25 protein-coding genes and 1 pseudogene are annotated in these 25,435 nt (G+C 63.4%); 16 read left to right on the top strand and 10 right to left on the bottom strand.

The genetic code is table 11. From position 1 onward, the window contains the following. Positions 1–40: 40 nt before the first annotated feature. The 4 genes from MHI61_RS29265 to MHI61_RS29280 all read left to right on the top strand — a co-directional run bounded on the left by MHI61_RS29265 (position 41) and on the right by MHI61_RS29280 (position 4,345). Entirely contained in the window at positions 41–1,165 is a 1,125-nt protein-coding gene (locus MHI61_RS29265; RefSeq protein ID WP_239792963.1) for a sensor histidine kinase, read from the top strand. After that, entirely contained in the window at positions 1,162–1,821 is a 660-nt protein-coding gene (locus MHI61_RS29270) for a response regulator transcription factor (RefSeq protein WP_239792964.1), read from the top strand. Before MHI61_RS29265 ends, MHI61_RS29270 begins: the two co-directional genes overlap by 4 nt. Further along, positions 1,818–3,734: an ATP-binding protein gene (locus MHI61_RS29275; protein WP_239792965.1), complete on the top strand. Its 1,917-nt coding sequence runs from the start codon at positions 1,818–1,820 to the stop codon at positions 3,732–3,734. Before MHI61_RS29270 ends, MHI61_RS29275 begins: the two co-directional genes overlap by 4 nt. 143 nt (positions 3,735–3,877) lie before the next feature. Further along, positions 3,878–4,345, top strand: a complete 468-nt coding sequence (locus MHI61_RS29280) for a response regulator (RefSeq protein WP_239792966.1) — start codon at positions 3,878–3,880, stop codon at positions 4,343–4,345. Positions 4,346–4,389: 44 nt separating this feature from the next. On the opposite strand, the gene MHI61_RS29285 is transcribed toward MHI61_RS29280, so the two are convergent. Next, positions 4,390–4,965 carry a pyridoxamine 5'-phosphate oxidase family protein gene (locus tag MHI61_RS29285; protein WP_239792967.1) on the bottom strand — a complete coding sequence of 192 codons (576 nt, stop codon included), beginning with the start codon at positions 4,963–4,965 and terminating at the stop codon, positions 4,390–4,392. A 14-nt stretch (positions 4,966–4,979) separates the two neighbouring features. Continuing rightward, positions 4,980–5,684: an SDR family oxidoreductase gene (locus MHI61_RS29290; RefSeq protein WP_239792968.1), complete on the bottom strand. Its 705-nt coding sequence runs from the start codon at positions 5,682–5,684 to the stop codon at positions 4,980–4,982. A gap of 105 nt (positions 5,685–5,789) precedes the next feature. On the opposite strand from MHI61_RS29290, the gene MHI61_RS29295 reads away from it, so the two are divergent. Beyond that, positions 5,790–6,665: a LysR substrate-binding domain-containing protein gene (locus MHI61_RS29295; protein WP_239792969.1), complete on the top strand. Its 876-nt coding sequence runs from the start codon at positions 5,790–5,792 to the stop codon at positions 6,663–6,665. A gap of 42 nt (positions 6,666–6,707) precedes the next feature. On the opposite strand, the gene MHI61_RS29300 is transcribed toward MHI61_RS29295, so the two are convergent. After that, complete coding sequence (locus MHI61_RS29300; protein ID WP_239792970.1) at positions 6,708–7,169, bottom strand: nuclear transport factor 2 family protein; 462 nt, start codon at positions 7,167–7,169, stop codon at positions 6,708–6,710. Between the two features lie 191 nt (positions 7,170–7,360). On the opposite strand from MHI61_RS29300, the gene MHI61_RS29305 reads away from it, so the two are divergent. Next, complete coding sequence (locus tag MHI61_RS29305; protein ID WP_239793407.1) at positions 7,361–7,681, top strand: helix-turn-helix domain-containing protein; 321 nt, start codon at positions 7,361–7,363, stop codon at positions 7,679–7,681. Positions 7,682–8,066: 385 nt separating this feature from the next. Here MHI61_RS29305 and MHI61_RS29310 read toward each other — a convergent pair whose 3' ends face one another. After that, positions 8,067–9,035: a zinc-dependent alcohol dehydrogenase family protein gene (locus MHI61_RS29310; protein ID WP_239792971.1), complete on the bottom strand. Its 969-nt coding sequence runs from the start codon at positions 9,033–9,035 to the stop codon at positions 8,067–8,069. 54 nt (positions 9,036–9,089) lie between these two features. Between MHI61_RS29310 and MHI61_RS29315 the strand changes: the two genes are divergently transcribed. From MHI61_RS29315 to MHI61_RS29335, 5 genes are all read left to right on the top strand, one after another. After that, a complete protein-coding gene (locus MHI61_RS29315) occupies positions 9,090–9,506 on the top strand; it encodes a thioesterase family protein (RefSeq protein ID WP_239792972.1) in 417 nt (138 codons plus the stop codon). A 3-nt stretch (positions 9,507–9,509) separates the two neighbouring features. Then, positions 9,510–11,030, top strand: a complete 1,521-nt coding sequence (locus MHI61_RS29320; RefSeq protein ID WP_239792973.1) for an AMP-binding protein — start codon at positions 9,510–9,512, stop codon at positions 11,028–11,030. Beyond that, complete coding sequence (locus MHI61_RS29325; RefSeq protein WP_239792974.1) at positions 11,008–12,201, top strand: thiolase family protein; 1,194 nt, start codon at positions 11,008–11,010, stop codon at positions 12,199–12,201. The genes MHI61_RS29320 and MHI61_RS29325 overlap by 23 nt, the downstream gene beginning before the upstream one ends. A gap of 591 nt (positions 12,202–12,792) precedes the next feature. Next, on the top strand, positions 12,793–13,557 hold the full coding sequence (locus MHI61_RS29330) for an SDR family oxidoreductase (RefSeq protein WP_239792975.1): 765 nt from the start codon (positions 12,793–12,795) through the stop codon (positions 13,555–13,557). A 40-nt stretch (positions 13,558–13,597) separates the two neighbouring features. Beyond that, a complete protein-coding gene (locus MHI61_RS29335; protein ID WP_222138275.1) occupies positions 13,598–14,011 on the top strand; it encodes a cupin domain-containing protein in 414 nt (137 codons plus the stop codon). Positions 14,012–14,056: 45 nt separating this feature from the next. On the opposite strand, the gene MHI61_RS29340 is transcribed toward MHI61_RS29335, so the two are convergent. The 3 genes from MHI61_RS29340 to MHI61_RS29350 all read right to left on the bottom strand — a co-directional run bounded on the left by MHI61_RS29340 (position 14,057) and on the right by MHI61_RS29350 (position 17,671). Beyond that, a complete protein-coding gene (locus tag MHI61_RS29340) occupies positions 14,057–15,340 on the bottom strand; it encodes a cystathionine gamma-synthase family protein (protein ID WP_239792976.1) in 1,284 nt (427 codons plus the stop codon). Between the two features lie 86 nt (positions 15,341–15,426). After that, positions 15,427–16,506 (bottom strand): YihY/virulence factor BrkB family protein, encoded by a 1,080-nt coding sequence (locus MHI61_RS29345; protein ID WP_239792977.1) that lies wholly within the window; start codon positions 16,504–16,506, stop codon positions 15,427–15,429. Between the two features lie 799 nt (positions 16,507–17,305). Continuing rightward, entirely contained in the window at positions 17,306–17,671 is a 366-nt protein-coding gene (locus MHI61_RS29350) for a hypothetical protein (RefSeq protein WP_239792978.1), read from the bottom strand. A gap of 593 nt (positions 17,672–18,264) precedes the next feature. On the opposite strand from MHI61_RS29350, the gene MHI61_RS29355 reads away from it, so the two are divergent. Both MHI61_RS29355 and MHI61_RS29360 read left to right on the top strand, forming a co-directional pair. Beyond that, complete coding sequence (locus tag MHI61_RS29355) at positions 18,265–18,855, top strand: DUF4304 domain-containing protein (RefSeq protein ID WP_239792979.1); 591 nt, start codon at positions 18,265–18,267, stop codon at positions 18,853–18,855. A 723-nt stretch (positions 18,856–19,578) separates the two neighbouring features. Then, on the top strand, positions 19,579–19,836 hold the full coding sequence (locus tag MHI61_RS29360) for a GFA family protein (protein ID WP_239792980.1): 258 nt from the start codon (positions 19,579–19,581) through the stop codon (positions 19,834–19,836). Positions 19,837–20,180: 344 nt separating this feature from the next. Here the strand turns inward: MHI61_RS29360 and MHI61_RS29365 are convergent. From MHI61_RS29365 to MHI61_RS29375, 3 genes and pseudogenes are all read right to left on the bottom strand, one after another. Next, a pseudogene (locus MHI61_RS29365) lies at positions 20,181–20,778 on the bottom strand (chloramphenicol phosphotransferase). Positions 20,779–20,886: 108 nt separating this feature from the next. Further along, positions 20,887–21,825, bottom strand: coding sequence for a sugar kinase (locus tag MHI61_RS29370; protein ID WP_239792981.1), 939 nt, complete (start codon positions 21,823–21,825; stop codon positions 20,887–20,889). Further along, on the bottom strand, positions 21,812–22,846 hold the full coding sequence (locus MHI61_RS29375; protein ID WP_239792982.1) for an SPFH domain-containing protein: 1,035 nt from the start codon (positions 22,844–22,846) through the stop codon (positions 21,812–21,814). Before MHI61_RS29375 ends, MHI61_RS29370 begins: the two co-directional genes overlap by 14 nt. A 127-nt stretch (positions 22,847–22,973) precedes the next feature. Between MHI61_RS29375 and MHI61_RS29380 the strand changes: the two genes are divergently transcribed. The 3 genes from MHI61_RS29380 to MHI61_RS29390 all read left to right on the top strand — a co-directional run bounded on the left by MHI61_RS29380 (position 22,974) and on the right by MHI61_RS29390 (position 25,428). Beyond that, complete coding sequence (locus MHI61_RS29380; protein WP_239792983.1) at positions 22,974–23,669, top strand: NUDIX domain-containing protein; 696 nt, start codon at positions 22,974–22,976, stop codon at positions 23,667–23,669. 152 nt (positions 23,670–23,821) lie between these two features. After that, positions 23,822–24,142 (top strand): hypothetical protein, encoded by a 321-nt coding sequence (locus tag MHI61_RS29385; protein ID WP_239792984.1) that lies wholly within the window; start codon positions 23,822–23,824, stop codon positions 24,140–24,142. Positions 24,143–24,423: 281 nt separating this feature from the next. Beyond that, positions 24,424–25,428, top strand: a complete 1,005-nt coding sequence (locus tag MHI61_RS29390; protein WP_239792985.1) for a LacI family DNA-binding transcriptional regulator — start codon at positions 24,424–24,426, stop codon at positions 25,426–25,428. The last annotated feature ends 7 nt before the right edge of the window (positions 25,429–25,435 follow it).

A 25,435-nucleotide genomic window follows, 5' to 3' on the forward strand; every position in this document is an offset into this window, starting at 1 on the left:
TCGTGCCCGCGTCATTCATTTCAGGAGTAGTCCCCGCTGGATGGAGCACAATAGAGATACGGCGCATTCGCCTGATGTGGCGGAGATGAGGGCGCTTTACCGGGCGGCGGAAGCGCGGGCGGCGCGGCTGCGGTTCATCATCGAGACGCGCACCCTGCTAGATGCGCAAGCCTTCGAAACCGCAGCACCCGAGGTCCTCTCGCGGCTTGCCGATTTCGCAGGCGCAACGCTCGCGACACTGACCTTTCCCTCACCGCAAGGAAAGACGCCGACGCGGTTGGCGATCGGCAAGCCGACCGCCAATGACACCATGCTCTTCGCTTCCGAGGAAGGCGCCGCTCTTTCCCTGACGCTGATCGGCGCGCCCAGGGCGCGCGCCATCGACGCCGACGACCGACAGACGCTGGAGGTGGTGGCGGGGCAGCTCGCCGATGCCTGCCATCTCGAGCGGCAGGCGGCGGAAAAGCAGGCGCTGCTCGGCGATCTCGAACGGCAGCGCAGCGAACTCGCTGCGCTCGTCGCCCAACTGATCCAGGCGCAGGAGCAGGAAAGGCAGCGAGTGGCGCTCGATCTTCACGACGGCGCAGCACAGCTTGCCGCCGGCCTCAGCTACCGGCTGCAGGATCTCGCCGCCCGCATCGGCGAGCCGCATGCGCTGAAGCCGGAGATCGATCAGCTTGCGGCGTTAGCCCGCCGCTCGGTTGCCGATCTGCGCGCTGCCATCGCCGATCTCCGCCCACCCGAGCTCGACGATCTCGGCGTCGCCGCAGCGCTCCGCACCCGCCTCGACGCGATCGACGGTATGGAGGTGATCGCCGATCTCGATGCCGGCGCCGATCGCTGGCCGGCGTCGACCGGCATCATCTTCTACCGCGTCGCCCAGGAGGCGATCACCAATGCGCTCAAGCACGCCGAGGCGAGCCGGCTTATCGTGCGCCTTTTCGAGGACGGCGCGGGGCAGGCTCATCTTGAAGTGATCGACGACGGCAAGGGTATCGGCGAGGCGCGCCATCCTGGAGTTCAGGGAAGGGGAGCCCGGCTCGGCATTGCCGGCATGCGCGAGCGGCTGGCGCTGCTCGGCGGCCGTTTCGAGATCGGCGCCGGCGTTTCCGGCGGCACTCATGTCCGCGCCGCAGCGCCGCTCAAGCAGGAGACGGCGGGATGACCGCATCCATTCTCGTTGCCGACGATCATGATATCGCCCGCGCCGGCCTGATCGCCATGATCGGCGGCCAGGAAGATTTCCATGTCGCCTTCGATGTGCGCGACGGCGCAGAAGCGGTGGAAGCCGCAGCCCTTCACAAACCGGATCTGGCGCTCCTCGACATCCGCATGCCTCGAATGGACGGCCTCGCGGCCACGCGGGAAATCCGGCGCGTCTCGCCAGGTACACGCGTCATGATCATCACCATGCATGACAGCCTCGATTATCTCGAAGCGGCGATCGAAGCCGGCGCCACCGGCTATCTGCTGAAGGATGCGAGCCGCGAGGATATTCTGCGCACGATCCGCAGCGTGCTCGAAGGCGACGCCTTCTTTGACGGCCCTCTGGTCGCAAGGCTGCTGAAGCGCGCCACCACCAAGCAGCAGACCAGCCCCAGCGCATTGGAGACGCTGACCGTGCGCGAGCGCGAGGTGCTGACGAAGGTGGCCGAGGGCCTGACCAACAAGGAGATCGGCCGCGCCCTGAAGATTTCGCCCGGCACGGTCAAGATCCATGTCGAGCGCATCATCGCCAAGCTCGGCGCCGGCGATAGGACGCAGGCCGCCGTCATGGCGGTGCGCGGCGGGCTGGTGCAGACAGCAAAGGAAGAGCCATGATGCCCCGCTTCGCCGACCTGCCGCTTCGGGCAAAGGGCATCGTCATCATCATGGTGCCGCTGGCGCTGCTCTTGGCCGCTCTCGCCTCGGTCTTCATCGCCGACCGGCAGAGCCGTATTGCCGAGGACCAGGTGCGGGTGACGCTGGAGATCCAGTCCGGCATTCAGGAGCTGCATGCCCTGATTGCCGAAGCGGCGACCGCCATGCGCGGCTATCTCCTGACCGGCAGGAGCGATTTTCTCGATCCCTTCAACCGGGCAGAGGACAGGTTGCCCGTCGTGCTCGACGAGGTCGGCCGGCGCTTACGCGACGAGGAGCAGAAGGCCCGCCTCGAGCGCATCCGCGCCCTAGTGGACGCCAAAGTCGACCGTCTGCAGCTCCTGAAACAGGCCGACATCCTGCGCGCCGGCGGGCGCGAGGATCTGGCCGCCAAGCTCATCGAGGGCAAGCAGGTGCTGGACATGCTGCGGCAGGAGATCGACGCGATGAACCGGCGCGAGGCCGATCTCCTCAACGCCAGGACCCAGGCCGCCGACCGGGTCCGCACCCTGTCGCGCAGCCTGATGATCGCCGCCGGCTTTCTCGGCTTTGCCGGCGCGCTCGTCGCCGTCTTCCTGTTTTCGGCCAGCATCGTGCGCCGCGTGCATGCGCTGAAAGCCGAGGCGCACCGCCTCTCGCGAGGCGAGGTCGTGACATCGGCCGATCCCTTCCGCGATGAACTCGGCGATCTCGGACAGGCGCTCGCGGATGCGAGCGTGCTTCTGAAAAAGCGCGAGGCCGATTTGACCGAGAGCGAGGAGCGCTTCCGCCAGCTGGTCGAGGGCGTCAGTGATTACGGCATCTTCGGGCTCGATCCCAACGGGCGGGTGGTGAGTTGGAATGCCGGCGCCGAGCGTATCACCGGCTACCAGGCCGAGGAGATCGTCGGCCAGCATTTCTCCCGCTTCTATCCCGCTGAGACCAGGGAGACATTTCCGGCGGAGGAACTTTCCAAGGCAGCCCTTCACGGACGCACCGAAGCGGAGGGTTGGCGCCTGCGCAAGGACGGCTCGCGCTTCTGGTCGCATGTCGTCGTCACCGCTCTTCACGACGACACGGGACGGCTGCGCGGCTTTTCCAAGATCACCCGCGACATTACCGAGCGCAAGCAATTCGAGGAGGCGCTGCTTGCCGCCCGCGAGGATGCGGTGCGCGCCAGCAATGCCAAGAGCGAATTCCTGTCGCGCATGAGCCATGAGCTGCGCACGCCGCTGAATTCGGTGCTCGGTTTCGCCCAGCTTCTGGAAATGGACCTTACCGATGCCGATTCACGCGAAAGCGTCGCGCAGATCCTGAGAGCCGGCCGGCATCTGCTGAGCCTGATCGATGAGGTTCTCGACATGGCGCGGATCGAGGCCGGGCGCATGGATCTTGCCGTCGAGCCGCAGCCCGTCGCGGAGGTGATCGAGGAAGCGGTGTCGCTCGCAAGGCCGCTCTGCGGCAAGCAGCAGATCCGCATCGAGATCATCGAGACCGAGCCGGATCTGACGGCGTTCGCCGACCGCCGGCGTCTCCTCCAGGTGTTGCTCAACCTTCTTTCCAATGCGGTGAAATACAATCGCCCGCGGGGCAGCGTGACCGTCAGCCACCGGGTGCTTGATGACCGCATCCGCATCGAGGTCAGCGATACCGGCCCCGGCATTCCGGCCGAGCGCGTCGCGCGGCTCTTCACCCCCTTCGACCGGCTGGGCGCCGAGCGCATCAGCCAGGAGGGAACCGGCCTCGGGCTGGCGCTCTCGAAACACCTGATCGACGCCATGGGTGGCACGCTCGGCTTCAGCTATCGGGAGGGCGGCGCAGCGTTCCACGTCGAGCTGCCGCGTGCGCCTGCGGCGCTGCGGGAGGCCAAGGCGCAAGACGTCGCGGTGCCGTAAGTCTCCTCCGTCATGCTCGCCCTTGTACCGAGCATCTGACCACGGTAATTGCTTGGCGGGAAAAGATTTATTTTCAGAAACTTAACTGGGCCGGCGTAGATCCTCGGCACAAGGCCGAGGATGACGTCGCGGGTTTGGGCTCCATGACAGATACCACCGATACCCTGCGCGCCTCGACGATCCTGATCGTCGATGACGAGCCTGCCAATGTTTCGCTGCTGGAGCGCATCCTCAAGCGCGAGGGCTTTACGGCGCTGATCAGCACGACGGAGCCGCGCGGGGCTCTGCGGCTCTTTCGCGAGCATCCCGTCGATCTCGTCCTGCTCGACCTGATGATGCCCGATCTCGATGGTTTCGCGCTGCTGGAGACTTTCGCAAGGCTCATCCCCGACGACAGCTATCTGCCGATCCTGGTTCTGACTGCCGATGCGACCCTGCCGACGCGCCGGCGCGCGCTTTCCCTCGGCGCGAAGGATTTCCTGACCAAGCCCTTCGATGCGATCGAGGCGGTCCTGCGCATCTTCAACCTGCTCGAAACCCGCATCCTGACGCTGGAGCTTTCCAGGCACGGACTGGCGACGCCGAAAACGGAACGTCCGCGCATCGATTGATCTGTCGCCGATCCGTGCTCAGATTCGGCGGGTCCAATCTCAGGTCAGGGATTGACCCAGCGGCAAAAGGAGAGGGCGCCGGCTTCGTCATAGCCGAATAATGCTCTGCGATTGTCCTGCTGCCGCAACTGGAACCAATCCAGCGTCCGAGCTCTAAAGATCAAGACGCCGAAGCGCGCCTTTGCCTCTGCCTCATCCGCAGGCTCCGCCGCCGTGTCGATCGTTTCGAAGGCGCGTTCGTCCCCGGGCGGGCCGCCCGTATAGGTCATCCGCGTCCGCGCGGGCAGCCTGTCCCATGCGGAGTCAGCCACTCCGCTTCCCGGCCCGTGAAGCTCGACCTTTCCCTGAAGCCTAAGTTGCCGCCGGCTTTCGGCGCTGAAGCCGAGGACCGTGACATACGGATTTGCGAAAAGCTCCTGCCATTTTGGGCTGCGCGTATCCGTATGAAACTCGAGGCGCCGCGCCGGTCTGGCGCCGCCCCGCAGCACGACCATGCGCGCCTGCGGCCGGGCATCGGCATCGACGGAGCAGAGGTTGAGATAGCGGAAACCCGACTGCGGGTTCGCCGCAGCCGTTTCGAGCTCCGCCCATGCCGCGGCGTCGATATCGGTCAGATCCACCGGCAGGTCCCAGGTCAAACGGAACGGGCGATGCCGCCGTCGACGCGGATGTTCTGGCCGGTGATGTAGCCGGCCCCCTCCGACAGGAGGAAGGCGATGGTGGCCGCGATTTCCTCGCTGGTGCCGTAGCGGCCCATCGGAACGCTGTCGCGCCGCTCCTCGGTGGCGGGCAGGCTGTCGATCCAGCCGGGCAGGACATTGTTCAGGCGGATGTTCTTGGCCGCATAGCTATCCGCGAAGATCTTGGTGAAGCTTGCCAGCCCTGCCCGGAAGACGGCCGAGGTCGGGAACATCGGCGAGGGTTCGAAAGCCCATGCCGTCGAGATATTGACGATGGCGCCGCCGCCCTGGCTTTCCATGATCGGCGCGACCAGCCGGATCGGTCGCACCGCGCTCAGGAAATAGACCTCCATGCCCTTGTGCCAATCCTCGTCTGAGATCTCGAGGATCGGCGCGCGCGGGCCGTGGCCGGCGGAATTGACCAGTGCGTCAATGCGCCCCCATCGCTCCATCGAAAGATCGACGAGCCGCTTCACATCGTCGTTGGACTGGTTGGAGCCGGTGACGCCGACGCCGCCGAGTTCCTTTGCCAACGCCTCGCCTTTGCCGGAGGAGGACAGAATGGCGACACGGTAGCCGTCCGCAGCGAGCTTCCGCGCGGTTGCGGCGCCCATGCCGGATCCGCCTGCGGTGATGAGAGCGACTTTTTCTTCAGACATTGAAATCTCCGACTGCTGAGTTGCGAAGCATTATGCCAGATATGCTCTCTGCTTTCGCGCGAGAAAGAAACATGCGAGACTGTAGAAAATCTACTGGATAAGCCAATGATCCAATCCCGCCGCGCGCTGCCGCCGTTGAATGCCTTGCGCGCCTTCGAGGCTTCGGGCCGCAGGCTGAATTTCCGCGCCGCCGCCCAGGAACTCGGCGTCACGCAGGGTGCGATCGCCCAGCAGGTCCGCGCGCTGGAAGATCAGCTCGGCCTCATGCTGTTCCAGCGCCTGCCTCGCGGCCTTGCGCTGACAGCGCAGGGTGCGGCCTACCTCTCTGACGTGACCCGTGCCTTCGATATGCTTGGCGAAGCGACCGGACGGCTTCTGGCGCGGCCGGAAACCGTGACGATCAGCGTCACCCCGACCGTCGCCGCCAAGCTTTTGATCCCGCGCCTCGCCGAGCTCTACAGCGCCCTTCCCGACGTGGATCTGAGGACGGTCGCCACCGAGGCGCTGTCGGATTTCGACCGCGACCAGGTGGATATCGCCGTGCGCCTCACCAGCCAGGCTTTCCCGGCGGCGCTGGAGGCAAGGCTGCTGTTCCGCCAGGAACTGGTCGCGGTCGCAAGCCCGCATCTGGTCAAGGGCCTTACCCTCCCCCTGAGCGGCGAAGAGCTTTGCAAGCTGCCGCTCCTGCATGACTCGCACGATCGCTGGGGCGTGTTCCTCGGAATCCGGGAGAAGCTGCCGGGCGCGGCCTTCAACCACACGACACTGGCGCTGGATGCAGCACTTGCCGGCCAGGGCGTGGTGCTCGCCTGCCAGGCTTTCGTGGCGGCCGATCTCGAGGCCGGGCGGCTGGTGCCGGTGACGGATGCGACGGCGACCATCGGCGCCGATTACTTTCTCGTCCGCAAACGCTCATCATCGCCGCGAAAGGCCGTCGACGCGGTGTGGGACTGGTGCGCGACACGACTGTCGCTCACCTGACTGCCTGGTGATCGAGGCCGGCCATGAGCCGGCCCATCATTTTCAGAACATGGTGTTCTTGTTGGCGGCCTCTTTCGGAACCGCCTGGATCACATCCCAGTGCTCGACGATCTTGCCGTCCTTGACGCGGAAAATATCGACGATCGCCTGGCCGCGATCGTCGGTGCCGTTCGTCGCATGCACGTGCAGCCAGACGAGATCGCCATCGGCCGCAGTGCGAACGATTTCTGCCTTCGATTGAGGGTTTTCCTTGAAGAAGCCGGTGAAGAAGGACACGAGAGGTTTCTTGCCATCGGGAACCTGAGGATTGTGCTGCCGATAATCGTCCGCGACGACCGAAGCGGCCTCGATATCATGGCTGTTGAAGAAGCGATCGTAGAACACCACCACCAGCTTCCGGTTGGCTTCCTCGACCTTTAAATCCCGAGAGGCGGCGAAGGCGCCGGAAGGCATGGCGATGCCCGCCAGAACGGCGAGTGCGCAAAGCGATTTCCCGAATGTCATGCATCAAACTCCTTGGTATGAATCCGCGATCTAGTCTAAGAAACAGACTATGAGGCTTGGTCTAGGACAGCGCGAAATGCCCAGCAAGAAGGCAGTTTTCAGTGCCGAAGTCAGCGCGCGATGACCAAGAAGGAGGAAGCGATGCCCGGGAAAACCGATCCGGCGGGAGAGCGGCCCGGGCAGGATGCCCGATCAGGGGCGTGCTCGACCGCATCGGCGATCAGTGGAGCCTGCTGACGCTCGAGGCGCTGGAAACCGAGAAAAAGCGCTTCAACGAGTTGCTGCGCGAGATCGGCGACATCTCCAAACAGATGCTCTCCAAGACGCTGCGGCATCTGGAGCAGGACGGCTATATCAGGCGCACCGTCTATCCCGAGGTGCCGCCGCGCGTGGAATATGAGCTGACAGAACTCGGCCGATCCTTCCTCGCTCCGATGAAAACCCTAATCGCATGGGCCGAGCAGAACCATCCCGAGATCATTCGATCGCGGCTGCGGCACGACGCCGAGTAGGGTTGAATAGGCAAGAAGCAATGTCGGAGCGTATCCTTCGAGGCTTCGGCCTTCGGCCTGCGCACCTCAGGATGAGGGACGTTGGTGGAGGCCGCGCCAACAACAGCGGACGTTGATGGATGCCGCGACCTCTCTCCGACCTCATCCTAAGGTGCCCCGCAGGGGCCTCGAAGGACGAGGTCGGCCACCGGCGGCTAGTGGACGCAAGAAGCAAGGTCGAAGCGCGTCCTTCGAGGCTTCGGCCTGCGGCCTACGCTCAGGATGAGGGAGGTTGGTGGATGCCGCGCCGATATAACAACGGACGTTGGAGTATCCGCCAACGCTCAGGAGAGCCTCATCCTCAGGTGCCCCGAAGGGGGCCTCGAAGGACGAGGCGGGTGCCCGATCAGGCGAGCAGCACCTTGCCGCCTGCCCGGAAGGGCAGGGCGGCTTGCAGCGCCTCGGCGATCCTTTCCAGCGGAAACACCGCCCGCACCTCGGTGGCGATCACCTTCGCGGCGATCTGCGCCGCCACCTCGGAATAGGCGCGCTGGACATTGTCCATGGTTTCGGAATGAACCCATTCCCGGAGGTGGCAAAAGGAAAAGGTGATATCGGGATGGGAGGACCGGAAGGAATTCGGGATGCTCTGGCCGGAGAGCAGGCCGTAATGCACGAAATGGCCACCCGGCTTGAGCGCATCCGCAAGCACCGAGGCGCGCGCGCCGCCGACGCAGTCGAACACCGCATCGAGCCCGTGCCGGCCGGCGAGGCCGGCTGCCAGATCGCTATCCTCCCTGTCGATGACAACAGCCTCGAGCCGGCCGCGCAGGCGCTGGCGGGATTCTTCGCTGCGAACGATCACCACCGGCTCGACGCCAACGGCATTTGCGAGGCCGATCAGGATCGATCCGATCGAAGAGGCGGCGGCATTGACGGCGATGCGCATGCCCGGTCTCAGCCCGATCTTCCCATGCAGCATCAGCCAGGCGGTCATCGGGTTGACGTAGCTGGTCGCCGCCTCGAAATCGGAGAGCGCGTCGGGCACGCGCAGGCACCAGCTGGGATCGGTGTCCTTGAACTCCTGCCACCCGCCGGCGCTGCGCACCGGCAGCACGCGCGTCCCCGGCTTCAGCCCATAGACCGCTTCGCCGCAGGCTTCGACCACGCCGAAGGCTTCGAAGCCCGGAATGAAGGGCAGGGTCGTGCGGCCGGCATAGGCGCCCGAAATGGTGATGATATCGGAAGGATTGATCGAGCGGGCCAGCAGCCGCACCCGCACCTGGTCGTGCCGCAGCGCCGGCAGCGGCGTCCGCTCGATCCCGACGACCTCCTGCGCCGGGCCGAATTTTCGCACGACCGCCTGATATTGCATTTGCATCCCCCACATACTCGCGGTTAGAACAGCCCACCAATTTTGGGTGATCGAATGAGCGTTGACGACAGGCCTTTAGCATCGTTCCGGGTCTCGATGCGAGACATCGACATCTATGGCCATGTCCACAATTCGGTCTACCTCGACTATTGCGAGGATGCCGTCGTCGAGTTCCTCAGGCACCGCGAGATCCTCGGCCATTTCCGTCACACCACCTCGGGTGTCGCCTATCACGTCAAGAAGGCGGAGATCACCTTTCACAACCCGATCGACGTCGACGATGTCGTCGAGGCGAAGGTCGCCGTCGAGAAGATCGGGCGCACGAGCCTCTCCTTTGCGATCGAACTCTTTCGCCGGCGCGACGGCGCCCCCTGCGCAACGGCCGGCCTCGTCTGGGTCTGCGTCGGCCTCTCCGACAGCCGCCCGACGCCGATCCCCGAGGCGACCAGAGCCGCCTTGTCGCAGGGCTGATCCATGCCGATCCATGCAGAGCTTCGTCGACATGCCATGGAGAAACCGGACAAGCCGGCGGTGGTGATCGACGGCGACGCTCTCAGCTACGGCGAACTCTACGCGCGCTCGCGGGCGATCTATCGCTTTCTCCAGGGGCTTCCCGGTACGAACCGCCGCACGATCGATCTGCCAGGCATCGAGAAGCTCGTTGCGCTCAGCCTCGGCAATCATCTCGGCTTTGCCGAATATTTCGTCGCCGCCACCGCCTTGCCGAATGCCTGCGCCGTCATCGATCCGATGATGCCGGCGGAAAGGATCGAGCGCATTCTGCAGCGCCTTGCGCCCGACGTGCTTGTCGTCGACGACGGGGCGAGCGCAAGTGCGGAGATCGGCCGCCGGCTCGGCATATCGGTCGTCATCGCCGGAGCCGAGCCTTTCGATCTCACCGCACCGGGAGAGGACCTGCCGGATGCCGAAGGCATCTTCCTGATCGGCTTCACCTCTGGCACCACCGCCGAGCCGAAAGCCTATTACCGCTCGCGCGAACAGTGGCGCCGGAGCCTCGACCGGGGACGGGTGGTCTTCGACCTCCAGAACGCGCCCTCGACCCTCTGTCCCGGCGCCCTGGCGCATGGCCTGGCGCTTTACGCCCTGGTGGAAGCGCTCGATGCCGGAGCGACCTTCCATTCGGTGCGGAAGTGGGATGCCGGCGCGGTCGCCCGCGCCCTCGCCTCCGCAGAGATCGAACGGCTGGTCGCAGTCCCGACCCATATAGCCGGGATTGCCCGGGCATGGGCCAGCGAGCCGGCGCTCGACTGCCTGCGCGACGTGCTGACCGCCGGCGCCAAGCTGAACCTCAACGAGGTCGAGTCCATGCGCCGCCTCTTTCCCAAGGCGCGCATCCGGGAATATTACGGCGCATCCGAGATCGGTTTCATGACGGTCTCGACGCTTGCCGGCGGCGAGACCGATTTTCCGAACGACCGGGTGGGGCAAGCCTATCCCGGCGTTGCGATCACCATCCGCGACCCTGAGGAAAACGATGTCGGGACCGACGTGCCAGGCACCATCTTCGTCAACAGCGACCTGATCGCCGACGGCTATCTCTGGGGCGACGACGGACAGGCGTTCCGGGTGACACCGGCCGGCGCCACCGTCGGCGATCTCGGCGAGATCGACGCCAACGGCATGCTGCGAGTGATCGGCCGGGCCGGCGGCATGATGATTTCGGGCGGCAACAACGTCTATCCCGCCGAAGTCGAGAGCGCGCTGAAGACCTGCCCCGGCGTCGAGGAAGCCGTCGTCTTCGGCCTGCCGGATGCCTATTACGGCCAGAGGATCGTTGCCGTCGTTTCCGGCGAGGCGATCGACGCGAAAATCCTGGCCGACCATTGCGCGGGCAAGCTTGCAAGGTTCAAGATCCCCAGGCAATTCTACCAGATCGGCGCCTGGCCGATGACGAGCAGCGGCAAGATCGCGCGCGGCCAGGTGCAGGCATCGGTCATTTCGGGAGACGGCCTTGTCCTACGCCTATCAGCCTGACAAGGATTGGCAGCCGGTCGTGGTCGCCGCCTACCGCACGCCGATCGGCCGGGCCTTCGGCTCGCTTGCGACGGTCGCCTCCGAAGACCTGCTCGCGCCGATCATCCGTCGCATCGTTGCCGAGACGGGCATAGCGCCCGAGGCCATAGACGACGTGCTGGTCGGCAATGCCGCCGGCGGCGGCGGTAATATCGCCCGGCTCGCCGCCCTTTCCGCCGGCCTGCCGATCGCCGTTCCCGGCGTCGCCATCGACCGGCAATGCGGGTCCGGCCTAGAAGCGATCATCATGGCCGCTCGGCTGATCCAGGCAAAGGCCGGTTCCTGTTTTCTGGCCGGCGGCGTCGAGAGCGTCAGCACCGCGCCGTGGCGGGCCGAAAGGCCGAAAGCCAACGGCGCCCTGCCGCGCTTCTACGGCCGTGCCCGCTTCTCCCCCGATGCAGTCGGCGATCCCGAGATGGGTGTCGCCGCCGAGAACGTCGCCCGCGCATTCGCCATCACGCGCCAGCGTCAGGATGAATTCGCTTTGCGCAGCCACCGTCTCGCCGTCAAGGCGGCCGAAGCCGGCCTCTTCCGGCCCGAGACCATAGAGATCGCCACCGGCCACGGGCTGATGGAACGGGACGAATGCCCGCGCCCGACGACATCGATGGAACGGCTGGCAAACCTCAAGCCCGTCTTCCTGGCCGACGGCTCGGTGACGGCGGGCAATGCCTGCCCGCTGAATGACGGCGCCTGCCTGGTGCTCGTCATCAGCCGCGGCATGGCCAGACGCCTCGGCATCGAAAAAGGTCTCGCCTTCATCGATAGCGCCGCAGCGGGCGTCGACCCCAACCTGCTCGGCATCGGCCCGGTCGCCTCGACCAAAAAGCTCCTGCAGCGTCAGCCCGATCTCTCGCTTTCCACGATCGACGCCATCGAATTCAACGAGGCTTTCGCCGCGCAGGTCCTGGCATCGCTCGATCAGCTCGAAATCCCGGCGGATACGGTCAACCGGGAAGGCGGCGCCATCGCACTCGGCCATCCCTTCGGCGCATCCGGCGCGATCCTCGTGACCCGGCTGTACAGCCAGCTGATCCGCGGCGGCATTCCCGGCGCCACCGGTCTGGCGATGATCGGCATCGGCGGCGGCATCGGGCTGACGGCGCTGTTCGAGGCGGTCCGGCTTTCGTGACTAGGTGAAGGGCATCCGAGTGAGATCACGGGACGAATTGTTTTCCGCTTACCCTTGAGCCAATCGACGACATCATAGGTCTATTTCTCTGGGAATGGTCCGTCTGTCGCTTAAGCAGGTAACAAACCCAACTCCTCTTTCGGCACGCTCGGGCTTGTCCCGAGCATCTGCCTTCGGTCGATAGGACAGCAGATCCTCGGCACAAGGCCGAGGATGACGGCGAGTCGAGAACGAGGCTTGATGATAAAGTGAGCCGGCGAAGCTTATCACACAGCGCGTTCTGGTGCTTATCCCGTGAGACGCACGTTTTTGACGCCGGCGGACTCCAAATCCTCCAATTCCGCAAGACGTTTCGACCGCAAGACCAGCCGCCCTACTGCCTTCGCATAGGGTGACAGCGACGCAGGGAGAATGGTTCGCGGCCGCGATCCGGCGCATTCTCCTGCGCATCGGTGGCGACCGCCCGCGGCCGGGAGTTTCGCGCGGTGAGGACCCGTACCGATGAAGTCGCTTGCCTCGCCGAGGATGCGATTTCGGCAGCCATCTTCCAGTCAACAGAGGAAAACCTCGCAGAGCACAAGGAGACTACCCATGAAGATCGTCATTATCGGCGGCACCGGCCTGATCGGCTCGAAGACCGTGGAGAGATTGCGTAAGAAGGGGCATGACGTGCTGGCCGCCTCGCCGAATACAGGCGTCGACACGATTACCGGCAAGGGCGTGGCCGAAGCGCTGGCAGGTGCTCAAGTGGTGCTCGACCTTGCGAACTCGCCCTCCTTCGAGGACAAGGCCGTTCTCGAATTCTTCCAGACCTCGGGCCGCAACCTGCTGAAGGCAGGGGCTGCCGCCGGCGTGAAGCATCATATCGCGCTCTCGATCGTCGGCATGGAGCGCCTGCAGGGCAGCGGCTACATGCGCGCCAAGATGGCGCAAGAACAGCTGATCAAAGGCTCCGGCATTCCCTATACGATCGTGCATTCCACGCAGTTCCACGAATTCATGGCCGGCATCGCCCAGTCGAACACCGTCGGTCAGACCGTGCACCTGTCGCCGGCCTATCTGCAGCCGATCGCTTCGGACGACGTCGCCGATGTGATGGCCGACGTGGCGCTTGCCGCACCCGTCAATGGCACGGTCGAAATCGGCGGGCCGGAGAAGATCCGCCTCACCGAGATCGTGACACGCCTCTTCAAGGCAACGAACGATCCGCGCCAGGTGGTGACCGATCCGCACGCCCGCTATTTCGGCGTCGAACTCGAAGACGACTCGCTCGTGGCCGGCCCCAATGCGCGGCTCGGCCGGATCCGCTTCGAGGACTGGCTGAGCCAACAGCCGCCCCAGAAGAAGAGCGCCTGATAGGGATTTGCGCCCGTCGTATCAACTGAGGAGACCAGACATGCCAGGAAAAATCATCTCGGCGGCGGCACTCGCCCTGACCCTGGCCGCCGGCACGCAAGCGCACGCCGGGGACAACAGAGCGAAGATAACCGTCGTTTACGATCAGAAGCTTCCCAATGTTCCCGGCAAGAGCATGAAGGCGGTGCTGGTGGAATATGCGCCCGGCGGCATGTCGCCCGGCCATACCCATCCTGACTCAGCCTTCATCTATGCCACCGTTCTCGAAGGGGCGATCCGCAGCGCGGTGAACAAGGGCCCGGAGAAAACCTATAAGGCCGGAGAAAGCTTCTCCGAATTTCCCGGCGATCATCACAGCGTCAGCGCCAATGCCAGCAAGACCGAGCCGGCAAAACTGCTGGCAGTCTTCGTGCTCGATACCACCGAAACGGAACTGACGATCGACGACAAGTAAGCCGCCCATGATGCCCGGCGGCGCCGGGCATCATCCCCCGCCGCCTCAGGCCGCCTGCAGCGCCAATTCCAGATCGGCGATCAGATCGTCGGGATGCTCGATGCCGATCGACAGGCGGATCGTCGATTCCAGCACGCCGATCCGCTCCCTTACATCGGCGGGTACGCCGGAATGCGTCATGGTCGCGGGATGGCTCGCCAGCGATTCCGTACCGCCCAGGCTGACGGCAAGCTTGAAGACCTGCAGCGCGTTCAGGAATTTGAACGAGGCCGGCTGGCCGCCGCGGATGTCGAAGGAGAAGGTCGAGCCGGCGCCGCTGCATTGCGCGGCAAAGGTGCGGCCGGACGGCGAGTCCGGATCGTGGTAGGGCAGGTAGTGGACCTTCTCGACCTTCGGGTGATCGCGCAGGAAATCGGCGACCGCCCGCGCATTGCTGTTTGCCCGCTCCATGCGCAGCTGCAATGTTTCCAGCGAACGGCCGAGCATCCAGCACGAATGCGGATCGAGCTGCGTGCCGATCGCGCCGCGCAGCGCCTTGACCTGCCTGACGACGGCCTTGCGGCCGAGAACCGCCCCGGCGATCAGATCGGAATGACCGCCGACATATTTTGTCAGTGAATAAAGCGAGATGTCGGCGCCGTGCTCGATCGGCCGCTGGAACACCGGCCCGAGCAGGGTGTTGTCGCAGACGATGATCGGCGTATGCCCCTGCTTTGCGCCGATCGCATCGGCGACGCGCCGGATCATCGCGACATCGACCAGGCTGTTGGTCGGATTGGCGGGCGTCTCGATCAGGATGACGGAGACGCGGCCCTTGGCCACCGCCTCGTCGGCCGCCTTCTGCACCGAATTTTCGCTGACACCATCGGCAAAGCCGACCGCGGCGACGCCGAAATTGAGGAAGGTCTTTGCCAGCAAGGTTTCCGTGCCGCCATAGAGCGGCTGCGAATGCAGGATCGCATCGCCCGGCCGGACGAAGGCGAACAAGGTCGTGGCGATCGCCGCCATCCCTGAGGAAAACAGCGCGCCACTCTCCGTCTTCTCATAGACGGCGAGCCTGTCCTCGACGATCTCGCTGTTGGGATGATTGAAGCGCGAATAGACAAGGCCCGCCCCCTTGCCGGCCGGCGGCTCGCGCCGGCCCGAGACATAATCGAAGAAGTCCCGGCCATCCTCGGCGGAATTGAAGACGAAGGTGGAGGTCAGGAACACCGGCGGCTTGACCGCCCCTTCCGATAGCTCGGGGTCGTAGCCGTAGTTCAGCATCTGCGTTTCGGGATGCAGTGCGTGATTGCCGATATGCGTTTTGGAAGGATGCGGGGCGGTCATGATCGTCTCCTCTGTCGAACCTGCCGAAGCACAAAATACATCAAAACCGCATCGAAGCAGCGGGCATCAATGCCGCTCCTTAACGATCAGCTCATGGTCTCGCCCAAAGTGTCCGCGACATAGGCCCCGCGCGCGCCCATCGGCAGCGGCTGCCCCGTCGTCGTGTCCTTGGCCGTCTGATGCTCGAGCTCGGCGTTCAGTTCCGCACCGACGATGAGGATGACGACGGAAAGCCAGATCCAGATGAGGAAGCCGATCAACGCGCCGAGCGTGCCGTAGGTCGCGTTATAGTTGGCGAAATGCTCGAGATAGAAGGAGAAGCCGAGCGACATGACGGCCCAGGCGAGCGTCGTCAGGGCTGCGCCCCATGTCATCCACCGCACTCTGGCGGGCTCGCGGCTCGGGCCGAAGCGATAGACCAGCATGATCGCAACCACCACCACCAACAGCAGCAGCGGCCATCTGAGAAGGAGCGCCATTTGCTCCTTGAACTGGTCAAGCCACAGAAAGGAGAGCACAAGCGGCATCACGCCGACGAGGGCAACCATGAGGACGGCGAAGAACACTGCGCATAAGGTGAAGCAGAGGCCGATCAGGTTCAGTCGCACGAGGCTCCGTTTCTCATCCTCCTCATAGGCCACGTTCATCGCATCGAAGATCGCGAGCGTACCGTTATGCGTGCTCCAGAGCGCGATAGCGAGACCCACGAAGAAGGTGATTCCGAGCGTGCTCTCGCGTCGTTCGACGAGCGCCTTCAGTTGGTCGGCGAGAAGATCGAAGGCCCCCGGCGGCAAGAGGACGACCAGTTCGCGGAGATGTTCGGATATGGTGACCGGATCGGCAACCAGTCCGTAGAGGGAGACGAGCGCCGCCAGCGCCGGAAATATCGCCAGCAGCAGATAGAAGGTCACGCCGGCGGCAATGAGCGTGACCCGGTCGTTCAGGATCTCGTGGAAGACCCGCCAGAATACGTCACGAAGGCCGCTGAGCGGAATGGCCTCCGGCGTCGCCGCGCTGCGCCCATGATCGTCGTCGCCCCCGGCGATCTCGCTGGTCACCGCGACAGCACCGCGCTGCCTTGCCTGGAGGACAACAAACGCGCCGATCGCTGCGGCCATCACCGTCGCCGCGATCGAGAACCTATTGAGGCGGAGCGCATCTGCCATTACCCTATCCTCCGATTTGCTGCGTGGATAACGCCGATTGCCGCTAAAGGATGCAAGCCGTTGCTTTTCTGCGGAAATTCCCGGAGGCAGGGGAGGGGCCGCTGCAGCCATCGGCGCCTCAGCGGGCATGGACCTGCAACAACCGCCGGAATTATAAATCACTGATTTTATTGCATGCGCTTGGCACTACGGAACCAAAAGCGGACTTTGGTTTCGTTACTGCGGCACACGGGCAACCAAGCTCCGGTTGTGGCTGTCAGAAATTTTCTGCTCCGGAGGCAGAGATTCCGCTCCTCCACGATCGAAAAGAGCAGATTTTGGCCTTGCATTCCGTGGCCGCCGAGGACTCGAACATCTGCCGGACGCAGCCCTGCAGGTGATCTGCGCCCAAGCTCGCTCGAGCGCTTCCGATCCATCAATAACGCCGGCGGCGATGGACGGCAACAGGCGCTGTCGTTATCCACGGTTAACATCATCCCTGATCAACGAACCTATTGCTTCCCTCGGAACGCCATGATCGCCGGTCCCCCGCTCTGAGAATGGCGGTCGTGGCCGGCCAGTTGACGGCAGTAGCCTTGGCGAAGAGGCAAGGCGCTCTTGTCCGAAGACCACGCCGCTCGGTGACGAGCCGCTTGCTTCGGACGACGCGAAGCATGCCGTCGATTTGCCTCAGAAGCTGCTGGGCCACTACCGGAGATGCGGCCTCTGTTATCCGCGGGCAACCATCCGGGCACAAACCCTGATCACAACGGCAGTCTCACCGCAGACTCCTGTCGACGATAACTCACCACTAGAAACGCTACTCCGCATTGGCCGCCGCGGGCCGCCTGCGCGCCCGGACGATTTCCCCGACGTCGTTGTCGTATCGGTCGTCGGGGAATTCGATCGTCCAGACGAGTCGACGCACCGCCTCCGGGGGAATGTTGCGATATCCGAGCTCCTCCAGCCGAAGCAGAAGCAGCAGGTGATCGGTCACGACGATCAACCGCGCATAAGCACTGACCTGGTGCAGAGTCGGCCGCATGGCCGCATAGGATTTGAAGCCGAACGAGGCGGCGATGGCCTCATCGAGATGCGACGACTTGATGTTCGAATATTGCTGCCGAAGAGCCTTCTTCAAAGCGGCGACGTTCGAAGGCGAGAACCTGATGGATGGGTTCAGCATATGACGATCCAGTGCTCTTGGCCGAAGTCTGCCGATTACACCTCGACCGTGGTGAACATGGCCGTCGATAACGCTGTAAGCACACTTCAACCCGGCAGCAGGTTTGGAATGGGCCTCCAGACTCACACTCTAGCCTTCAAAGCCATCTCCCTCAAGGGTGCGCTCATACCGCGCGATTCATAGCCTAGCGATCAGCAGCACTGCTAAGAACTAGCCGCCGGGTCAGCGTTGTCCGCGGACAACCGATCAGCGACTACACGAACAGATCGACTTACTGGCAGGTCAAGCATCCAGCGACGACAGCTTGGAGATTGGAAACTTAGCGTTCAAACGGATGGACAATGTTGGAATCTTGGTCGAAGAGCTGACCACAGGCCTATCGTTGCTGCCGGGCAACGGCGCTGAAGCATGTCCTTCGAGGCTTCGCCCTGCGGGCTGCCCACCACGTTTCGCGGCAGAAAGGCTCCACAGTCAAGAGGTTGAGCGACTGCGGTTCGCGAACCAGCCACGGCCGGTTGTCCGCGGACAACGCGCCCCTCCGCGCCAACTGAAAATCAAAGGCCTCCCCCGCTTCGCCAGCCACTAGCAAAAATGTGGAATCGAGAGGCCAACGCACGAATACCTCGGCTATAAAGGGAATTGCGCATCCCGGAGAGCTCAAAGGCGAGGGGTTTAAGAAGTCGGGACGCAATTGGCACCGGCCTCAAGGCGAGAATTGGCTGATCGTAAACCTGCAAGCGAGCAGTTCGAATTTTGGAGAGAACGGCAAGTTTACGGTGAACCTCGGCGTCTTCGTGGCTGCGGTGGCCTCCATGGCAGGGCAGAACGCGATTGACGAGAAACCTTCGGAGCCGAGCTCCACCCTTCGCACCAGATTGGGAGACCTCGTTTATGGCCGAGACCATTGGTGGGAGGTTACGGCGGCATCGGACCTGGATTTGGTAGCGGCTGATCTGGTTGAGAAGATGCAATCCACTGGCCTTCCATGGCTCGAACGTCACCTCGATCTCTCGCGCCTCGCAGCGGCTCTGAAAGACCGCCCCTCTTTGTTGTCCTTCAGCGCCGCCTTGCTTTCTGGCGACCGGAACGAGGCAACTCGGCGACTGCGGGAAGCCGTTAAACTTCGGCCTGCAGGCAGAACGCATTTCCTCGCCTGGGCAAGCAATAACGGCATTTCGCTTTGAACTCGGGAGATATAAGCGACACAGGTCGACCATCCACTTCGGACCGTCAGCGTCAGCGACTATCGCGAAAACGCGAAACCGGAAGCACTTTGACGATTCCACATTTGCGTAGTGACTGGCCCTGCTCCAAGGCCGCAGTGTCTGCGCGGCCCGGTCCCACCACTGGCTTGAATTTGCCGCATTGCGGCACTACCTCGGGAAATGCTGAAGCGCTGCACCCCTCCTGAGCTGCTTCGGCCGGACGGCACTTCCTCCTCCCATGCCGTCGGCCACTTTCGAAGCCCGGCGCATCTCTCCCGCGCCGGGCTTCTGTCGACCCTGCCCTGTCGGCGCGCCCTGCGATCAGGCGGCCGATGGAAGCGGCGCTTGCTGCACCCTTCACAGATAATCTCCCCGAGCCAGATTCTTGAGCACGGCGGCGCGACCGAAATCTCCGCCCGATCCGGATGCCGAAATGAGAGCGCAAGAACGAGAGCGGTTTTCGTCAGATCATCCGGAGGAGCCCAGCTTTTTCGGCGGCGCCGAAGTGAATGAAAGTTGCCGCCGCGATCGATACTCCGCGGCATCTAATCGCCGTCATGAGATCAACAACATGAACAAGCGAGACAACACATGGACAGGCTTGCGCAATGCCACTGCGGATCACTCCGCGCGAAGACCGCGGGCGATCCACTGATGGTGAGCCTGTGACACTGCCGCGATTGCCGGCGCAGAACTGGCGCAGTGGCGGGCAGCGGCGCGATCTTTGAGAAAACCGAGGTGACGATTGAAGGAGTGCGGAAAGTTTTCGTGCGCGACGCGGCGCAGGGGCGCACCATTCGGTTTCACTTCTGCCCGAATTGCGGGACGTCCTTATACTGGGAAGGCGACTTCAATCCAGCCTCTGCGTCGTGGCCGTCGGCGCCTTCGCGGACCCGACCTTTCCCCGCCCTCGGTTTCCGTCTTCGAACAGTCCAAGCACGAGTGGCTCCAGCTGGCTGACGACATCACGCACGCATAGCGCGGACGGTCTCACCCGACCATCATGAACCGGATGCCGGTTGGCCCGCACCTCAGATAGGTTCGTCGTTCGAAACACGTTCGGCGGCCAACAGAATCAATTGCCGAAGATCTTCTTGCTCGTTTCGAGGCAGATCATCTGTGATGTCATAATAGTCGCCTTCAAAGATATGGATTCTTAATTTGGTGTGGGCCAGCTCCGATTGGGTGGCGCCGACATGTAATGGCACATCTTCCAGACAGCCCGCTCGCCCTTGCCGCTATGTAGCGGAACCAAACGCCATGATTACTTCCGCAACGCCTGACATGGCAATCAAATCAACGTCTTACATTTCATTCAAGGCAACGACAGAACCGAAATCGCGGGCGATGACGCGTGTGACATGATGCAGGATCGCTGCAGCGCTCGCTTGCGCCGTATTGGAAGTGACATCCAGATCCAGGGTAAACCTATGTTTGGGATCGAGAACCCGCGCTTGTCTGCTTTTGTCTAAGGAGGCTTGCACATCCGTTGACTTCAACCGCTCGCGGCGCGTGGGCGTTGAAACACGCGCCAATTCTTCCTCATCGCAAAGCAATCTGATCGGCACCAGCAACGCCTCGCATTGTCGGGCGGCATCGCAGATCTGCTGAAACGTGCGAGCACTGCTCGTCACCTGCTATACCGGCATGCGTGAAAATGAAGTTCGCCGGAGAGGGCCGATAAGCGACAATTGCATCCAACACTGCCTGGCGCACCCGCGCCGTATATTCCCATACCCCCGGTGGAAGAGGCGTTGTTCCGTCGTCGTCCAGGAGACGCAGTATCGGATTGTTGAACCAGTGATTGTCGATGATTTTTGCAGGAAAGAGTGAACTCAATTCAGTCGCGATCGTCAGTTTCCCGACGCCGGGGAAGCCCATCAGCAAAACGAAAACGCCCATGACAGTGTCAGCTTTCCAATTGTCCGCTGAGGACCTGCAGCATAGGTGATCTTTCATATGTCGCAACGCCCCGATCGGCGGCCACATACATATGTTCGCCGAGGCCGCTCACACCACCAGCGACCCCTGCCGTTCAGCGACGGTCACCACTGCCCGTGTCCCGGCGTTGAATTCCAGAAAATCCGCCTCGATGCCGTCGCTGAAGATCACGCCGTGTTCCGGCATTTCGGAGACGATGGTCAACGGCTGGGTATCGGAGACGAGGCCGGCGACGATGGTGGCGCCGGTGGTGCGGCTCGGGAAGGGTTCGCGGACGAAATAGCGCAGGTAATCCGCGTCCCAGGCGAAGGACATGTCGATCGTCCGCTCAGCGGGTTCGAGGCCGAGCGCGCTCGCGGCCCCGAGGCAGCCGGAATAAAGGCTCTTCAGCCAGCCGGTCGAGCCCATGCCTGTCGAGACGATGACGCCGCTGGAGGACTGGCGCTCCTCGCGTTCTTCCGCCTGCAGGAGATAGCGGGCTGAGACATGGCTTTGCGGGCCGATGAAGAGATCGTTGACGGCATGGATGACGGCGCCGGTATTCAGCGTCGCCTTGGCCATGCTGACGCGCTTGATCGGCCGCTTGTTCCTCAGCGCCTCGCCGATCACCTTCGGAAGACTCTTCGGGTTGAAAGGGAGGAGCAGGCCGTCCCAGCGCATCGGATCCGGGTTAACGCCGAGCACCGGCTGGCCATCGAGATATTTCAGCGTATTGGCGACCAGCCCGTCCTGGCCGAGCACGACGACGACATCGTCGGGGCCGAAGACGAAGTTCGGGAGGTAGCGGCGGTCGAGACGCTGCACGCGGGCGACGGCGCGCAGGCTGGCCTCCACCTCGGCGATCGCCGTTTCGTAGCGTTTCTTCTCGGCGAGGTAATCGCTGAAATCAGCGCCTAGATGTTCGACATAGAACTGCGCCTGCTGCACGGTGTTGAACCGGGCGATGAGCTCGTCGAGGCGGGTCGGGCGGACGACGAGGATGATCTTGCGTTCGTCAGTGGCCGGCACGGTCCTTGCCCTCCTGCGGCTGCAATATCTCGCGCAGAAGATCGGGCGAGACGTTGAGCTGGCCGATCTTCGTCGCATTGTCGGCGAGGTCGCGGAAGGCGAGCGCCATCAGTTGGCCGGGCTTCATGCCAACCGAGGCGAGCGCCTGCAGCACTTTCGGATCGGCTACCTCGAAGGATTTCATCATCGCGGTCATCGCATAGGCCTGCGCATCGGCCTCGGCCTTGGCGTTGGTCGCGGCCAGCGTCACAAGATCGCGGTTCTGCTCTTCCAGCGCGATCTTGCCGGCCATTTCTTCGCGCCGGATCTGCAGCTGCCGTTCCTGCACAGCGCGTTCGGCTTCCATCTGTGCCTCGCGCACCTGCCGCCTCTTGTTCTCAAGCGTGATCTCGGTGGCGATCTCGTTTTCCTTGATCGTCCGCTCCTGCTCGATGGCGGCATTGCGCCTGCTATAGATGGCCTCATCGGCCTGGCGGAGCAGGGCCTCGCGGGCATGGGCCTCCAGCGCCTTGGCGGTCTCGGCCTTCGGCATGACGGCGAGCAGCGACAGGCCGAGAATTTCAAGGCCGAGCGCTTCGATCGTCGGATGTACTTTGAGGGCATCCGCCACGCCGGCGACGAGCGTTTCGCCCGAAGCAAGAACCTCCTTCAGCGACAGCATCTGCACCTCGGCGCGCATCGCCACCTGCACGCGGTCGATCACCCGGGTCGAAAGCTTCTGCGGATCCTCCGAAACATAGCGGCCCTTGTGGTCGAGCGTGAAATTCAGGAGCGCTGCCGTGCGGCGCGGCTCGGCGATGCGATAGGTGATCTGCCCCTGCACGGTCACTTCCTGGAAGTCTGATGTCACCAGCGGGAAGATGAAGGGGTCGTTGACGCTCGCCGTCGGCACTAGGACCAGCGAGCTCGACGGCGCGAAATGCCAGAAGGCCAGGCCGGCGCCTTCGCGGACGGCTTTGCCGTTTTGATATTGGATGACGTATTGCGTAGGTTCCGTCTTGATGAAGCGCAGTCCGAACATGACCGTTTCCCTGTTGCTGGCGCGAGCCCCTGCTCGTGTCGAACTGGAGAAAACATGACTTAGTGATAAATGTCAACTAACTTAGTTGAAGATTTACACTAAGGCTGGTGCATGCTATGTTCGCAACATGACATCGTATGACAATGACGCCTTCAAACCGATCGCGACCGTCGATCTCGCGATCTTCTCGCTGTCGCCGGTGGGCCTTTCCGTGCTTCTCGTGCGGCGGGCGAACGCGCCCTTTTCCGGCGACTGGGCCTTGCCCGGCGGCTGGATCCATATTGACGAGGATGCGGATCTGGAGGCTGCCGCCCGGCGCGTGCTGAAGGAAAAGACGGGGGTCGAAACGCCCTATCTCGAACAGCTGCAAACCACCGGCAGCCGCACCCGCGACCCGAGAGGCTGGAGCATCAGCATCGTCTATATCGCGCTGCTATCAGCGGATGACGTCGCCGAACGGCAGGATGCGTTTGCCCGGGAGGCCGAATGGCGGCCGATCGAGGGCGAGGGCGTCGGCTTCCGCCTTGCTTTCGACCATGCATCCCTCCTGAAGGAGGCGCTCGGCCGCATCAGGAGCAAGGTCGAATATTCGAGCCTGCCCGGTCATCTGCTGCCCGTCCATTTCACATTGAGCGAGTTGCAAACGGTCTATGAGACTCTTCTCGGCCGCAAGCTCGACAAATCGGCCTTTCGAAAGCGCATGTCCGAAGCCGATTTCCTGGAGCCGGTCGAGGGCGAAATGCGCCGGGCGAGCAACCGTCCCGCCCAGGTCTTCCGATTGAAGGACACCCGGTCGCTGGCGCTCTTCGACCGGACGATCTGACACCCCCGATCAGGCGTTCAATTGCTGCTGCGTCTGCCGGTCGAAGGCTCCCAACCTGCAACATATTTGTCAGCAACCGTTGCGGAACAATGACCTGCCAGTGAGGTTGTGGATAGGCCAACAAGGCAAAATTCCCCAAGGAGGATATCGCAATGCATATGAAACTCGTAGCAGCTTCGCTTTTTGCCATCGGCATGGCCACATCGGCCTTCGCCGAATCCAATCCGGCGCCGGCCGGCGCCACGATAGACAAAAATGCGGCCGATCAAGGCGGTGGCGCGAGCGGCGACATGAAAGCCAAGAAGCCGATGGCCACCGATACGACCACGACCGGCTCAACAACCGGCGGCACGATGAAGACGGACAAGGTCAAGTGCCCCGATCCGGTGAACAATTCCGACAATCTCCAGACGCAGGGCGGCCGGAGCAATGCTACTCCGATGGACGAAGCCTGCGCAGCCCATAACAATTGACGGCTTGCCTGCCCAGGAACCCCGCTTCGGCGGGGTTCGGGTCTCAGAGAAGCTACTCTCGCCGTTGCCGCGCTGCGTTGGAGGACGCCGCGCCCATGCCGCCCGGGGAGGGGATGCCGCAACCCGGCTAGGGAGCGGAAGATGACGTAAAGGGCCGGCCTGCAGCGCACGCGCCCCATGACTTCCTCCATGTGAGATTCCATAGCGGCGAACTGCACCCGCTTGACTCATCGAAAAGGGATTGATACCGGTATGGGTAATCGATAACCCAAAGCAAGCCAGTGACCGCTTCCCTCAACGACATAGCCGCCCGTGCGGGCGTTTCCGTCAAGACCGTCTCAGGCGCCTTGCATGGCGGCTCCGCGCGCATGTCTGATGAAACCCGGCAGCGGATCAAGGAGATTGCCGAGGAGCTCGGCTATGTCACCAACTTCGCTGCGCGCAGCATGCGACAGGGTTGGATGCCGCTTGTCGGCCTTGTCGCCGACGATCTGATCACGTCCCCCTTCGCGACGGAGATCATCAGGGGGCTCGACGGCGCGGTTCGCGCGGCCGACATGGCCGTCTTCGCCATGACGCTCGGCGGCCACCGGAGCATCGCCTCGATCCTCGACGAGATGCGGCGCTTTCGCCCGCGGGCGATCGCCTATGCCGCCATGTATCACAAGAGCGTCGACCTGCCAGCAGAATTCGCCGATGCGGTCGGCGTCATGATCAATTGCCGGGATGCCAACGACCGCGTGACCTCGCTGGTGCCCGATGAAACGGGCGCGGCGCTCGAGATTACCAACTATCTCATCGATGCCGGCCGCCGCAACATCGCCTTCATCAATTTGCCCGGGCTGCTCGCCGGCGAACTCCGTGAGCTCGGCTTCCGTCAGGCGCTCGATCAGGCCGGCATCGACGGAGCCGGCGCCATCGTGCTGCCTGCCGTCAGCAAGGCGGTCTACAGCGACCGGGCTCACAGCCTCGTGGGCGCGCATGTGCATGAACTGATGAACGGCCCCCGGCGCCCCGATGCCATCCTGTGCGGCAATGACCGCGTGGCCATGGAGGTCTATGCCGCGCTGCGCCGGGCGGGTGCGGCCATTCCCGACGACGTCGCGGTGGCGAGTTTCGACAACCAGGTCGAGATCGCCTCGCGTCTCGACCCGCCGCTGACCACCATGGCGCTTCCCCATCGCGCCATGGGGCGCCAGGCCGCGCAAATCCTGCTTGCCGAAGACCGGGTCCCGGGCGGGGTGCAGAAACTGCCGTTCCAGCTGGTGGAGCGGGCATCCGTATGAATTGAAA

This window comes from Rhizobium sp. K102 (genome assembly GCF_022385315.1).
In the GTDB taxonomy this organism is placed as follows: Bacteria; Pseudomonadota; Alphaproteobacteria; order Rhizobiales; family Rhizobiaceae; genus Rhizobium; species Rhizobium croatiense.